The sequence below is a fragment of the Sinomonas sp. G460-2 genome (assembly GCF_047759905.1).
GTDB lineage: Bacteria > Actinomycetota > Actinomycetes > Actinomycetales > Micrococcaceae > Sinomonas.
The window spans coordinates 1-2,948 of record NZ_JBKZWT010000391.1; the positions used below are offsets into that span (position 1 = coordinate 1).

Annotated in this window: 4 protein-coding genes; 2 read left to right on the forward strand and 2 right to left on the reverse strand. The window is 69.8% G+C overall.

The annotated features are described in order from the left end of the window. A partial coding sequence (locus tag ACLN58_RS20275) for a TetR/AcrR family transcriptional regulator (RefSeq protein WP_415857036.1) occupies positions 1 to 345 on the reverse strand: 345 nt, incomplete at its 3' end. Between the two features lie 83 nt (positions 346 to 428). On the opposite strand from ACLN58_RS20275, the gene ACLN58_RS20280 reads away from it, so the two are divergent. Next, the gene (locus ACLN58_RS20280) at positions 429 to 1,310 is read left to right on the forward strand and encodes an SDR family oxidoreductase (RefSeq protein WP_415857037.1); all 882 of its coding nucleotides are present in this window, start codon (positions 429 to 431) and stop codon (positions 1,308 to 1,310) included. Here the strand turns inward: ACLN58_RS20280 and ACLN58_RS20285 are convergent. After that, positions 1,307 to 1,972: a hypothetical protein gene (locus ACLN58_RS20285; protein WP_415857038.1), complete on the reverse strand. Its 666-nt coding sequence runs from the start codon at positions 1,970 to 1,972 to the stop codon at positions 1,307 to 1,309. The genes ACLN58_RS20280 and ACLN58_RS20285 overlap by 4 nt on opposite strands. Positions 1,973 to 2,287: 315 nt before the next feature. Here ACLN58_RS20285 and ACLN58_RS20290 point away from each other — a divergent pair, with 315 nt between their 5' ends. After that, a complete protein-coding gene (locus ACLN58_RS20290; RefSeq protein WP_415857039.1) occupies positions 2,288 to 2,908 on the forward strand; it encodes a TasA family protein in 621 nt (206 codons plus the stop codon). Positions 2,909 to 2,948: the final 40 nt, after the last annotated feature.

Below are 2,948 nucleotides of genomic sequence, written 5' to 3' on the forward strand. Positions count from 1 at the left end.
GAGTTCGGCGTTCGCGGCGATCGCGGCGTGCAGTACCGGTCCGAGCTCCCGGTTGAACGGGGTCATGGCGGCGGCCGCCCGCTCCAGCCCGGCGCCCACGGCGGCGAGGGGCGTCGCGTCAGTGGAAGCCGAGGCGATCCCCTCGGTCAGCAGCTGCGAAAGCGTCTCCTGGCCGGCGGCGAGCACGTCCCGTTTGTCGGGGAAGTAGCGGAAGAAGGTGCTCTTGGTCAGCCCAGCGCGCTCGGCGATCTCGACAACTGTCACCTCGTCGTAGCCGCGCTCGGCGAACAGATGCAGTGCCGCGGTGACGAGCCGCTCGCGCGCGTCGGGATTCCAGCGAGGCATGGGTTCCATTCTAGCGACGGGACCTTTGTCCCGTCGCACGTGGTACGCTGATGGGACAAACGTCCTATCGCAAGGAGAAGCAGATGCGCGTTTTCGTCACGGGCGCCAGCGGAGGAATTGGCTCCGCCGTCGTCCCCGAATTGATCTCCGCGGGCCACGAAGTCCTGGGGCTCGTCCGGTCCGATGCCTCCGCCAAGGCAGTCGCCGCGGCGGGCGCGGTCCCGCTCCGCGGCGAGCTCGCCGACCCGGCGAGCCTCCGCGCCGGCGCCGAACAGGCGGATGGCGTGATCCACCTTGCCTTCGGCAACGACTTCACGGACATCCAGCGCTGCGTGGACGAAGAGACGCTCGCCGTCGAGACGTTCGCTGCTGCACTCGAGGGCACCGGGAAGTCGCTCGTCATTGCATCGGGGACCCCGGCCGTGCCTGGCCGCCCTTCCACCGAGGAGGATGCAATGCCGGCCGTGGGTCCGCTCGCAGGGCGGGCCCGGAACGCGCAGACCGTGCTCGGTCTGGCAGAGAAGGGCGTTCGATCGGCGGCTGTGCGCCTTCCGCGCTCGGTCCACACGGGCGAGGGACGGTACGGGTTCGCGTCGTTCCTCATCGAGGCGGCGCAGCGGACTGGGGTCTCGGGCTACGTGGGCGACGGCAGCCAGCGCTGGCCGGCGGTCCACCGCCTCGACGCCGCCCGGCTCTTCCGGCTCGTCCTCGAGCGCGCAGACCCCGGAACCGTCGCGCACGCCGTGGCCGACGAGGGCGACACCATGCTGTCCCTCGCCGAGGCCATCGGGCAGCGGCTCGGGCGGCCCGTCGAAGCGGTGCCGGCCGAAAGCTTCGGATTCCTCGGCACGGTCTTCGCCGTCGACCAGCCCTCCTCGAGCGCACAGACGAGGGAGCGCTTCGGATGGCGTCCCTCCCACCCGAGCCTCCTCGAAGACCTGGCGACCGGTAGGTACCCGGCCTAGTTCCCGCGCCGAAGGAGCATGCGGAGCCCGGCTGCAAGGAACCACACCGCCTGCATAACCGACAGCCCGATTCCCACGAACACTCCAACCGGCGTCACGACGGCGAGAGCTCCGGCGAGCACGAATGCCCCGGCCAGAACGATCGCGCTCCGAGCCAGCCAGCCGCCGAGCACCCCGCGCCCAGCAAATCCGACCCCCACGAACACCATCGGCGCGGGAATCAGTGGGAAAATGCGGACGAAGACCCCGTTGCTGAGCGCGAACGCCACCGCCGCGGTCGTCGAGTCGCCGCTCGCGGCGGCCACCGGAACCGACTCAAGCACAACGGCCTCAGCCAGCACCACGGCGAGGAGCGTCGCGCCGCCGACCATCGCCAGGAGGCCCGCGAAGGAGACGACGGTGCCGGCCATGCGCAGGACCGCGAGCACGAAGGCGACGCAGAGGGCGCTGCCGACCGTCTGGAACCACCCGCCGGCAAAGAAGAGGAGCGCGTGGTCCGAGGCATAGTTCGCCAACGCCGTTGGAGTCCCGCCCGCGAAGGGCCACCCGGATAGTGCCGGGACGGTGAAATAGACCAGCAGGAACACGGTTCCCACCACGGCGGCGAGCCCGGCCCACCGAGCCATTCCGTCGCGCTGTTCGCCAGCCCCTAGCTTGGACATCGCCCCCCCCATCCGGCCTGCGGTCGATCCCGCACGGCTAGCGGGACCTTATGCTGTGGGCCGCCACGGATCAAGGCCCGGCGCTAGTGCTTTCCCCCGCGCCTGCGGCCCGCCGCGCCTGCCGGGCAATCAGAGACGGCCGTGGAGCTTCCTGGACGAGGCGGGAGGCCGATAGTCTTGAACATTTCTTGAGCTTTTCTTGTCGGTTGGCGGGCGTTCGCCTTGAAACCCACACCGGAGAGTTGTGCTGTCAGCCGCTGGGGCTGGCGCAGACTACTCAGTCCGGGCGGGGCCCGGCCGAATCAGGGGATACTCATGGGTCTCAGCCTCAAGTCCACGTCCGGGAAGCTTCTCGCATCTGCAGCCCTCGTCGGCGCAGCCGCGAGCGTCGCGGGCCTTGGCACCTACGGCGCTTTCACATCCACCACCTCCGCGAACACGTCGGTCTCCTCCGGCACGGTCACGATCGGCCTCGGCACTTCCGGCACGGCGACCAACCGGCTCAGCGTCGCGGCGACCGGGATCGTCCCCGGCGACACGATCCAGCGCGCGGTCACGCTCACCAACTCGGGCAGCCAGAACCTCTCGGAGGTCGAGCTGACAACCGTCGCGACGACGTCCTCGAAACTCGACACTGATGCCACCAACGGCCTCCAGCTGGTGATCGACTCCTGCTCGGTCCCGTGGACCGAGGCCGGCACGGCTCCCGCCTACACGTACACGTGCTCGGGCACGAGCACCTCGGTCCTCGCGAGCCAGGCGGTCATCGGCTCGAACGTCGACCTCGCGAGCCTCGCGTCAGTGACGGCGGGCCGGGCGGACAACCTCCGCGTCACCCTCACGCTGCCGACCACTGCGGACAACACGTTCCAGGGGATCTCCAGCACGGTGAGCTTCTCCTTCACGGGCACGCAGCGCAGCGGCACCAGCCAGTAGCGCCCGAGACCACGACCCGTCTCCCGTCCGTCAGGAAGAC

What these genes read in the sequence shown, in the direction of transcription:
- ACLN58_RS20280 (WP_415857037.1), top strand. Translation starts at nt 429, where the DNA reads ATGCGCGTTTTCGTCACGGGCGCCAGCGGAGGAATTGGCTCCGCCGTC.
- ACLN58_RS20285 (WP_415857038.1), bottom strand. Translation starts at nt 1,972, where the DNA reads ATGTCCAAGCTAGGGGCTGGCGAACAGCGCGACGGAATGGCTCGGTGG.
- ACLN58_RS20290 (WP_415857039.1), top strand. Translation starts at nt 2,288, where the DNA reads ATGGGTCTCAGCCTCAAGTCCACGTCCGGGAAGCTTCTCGCATCTGCA.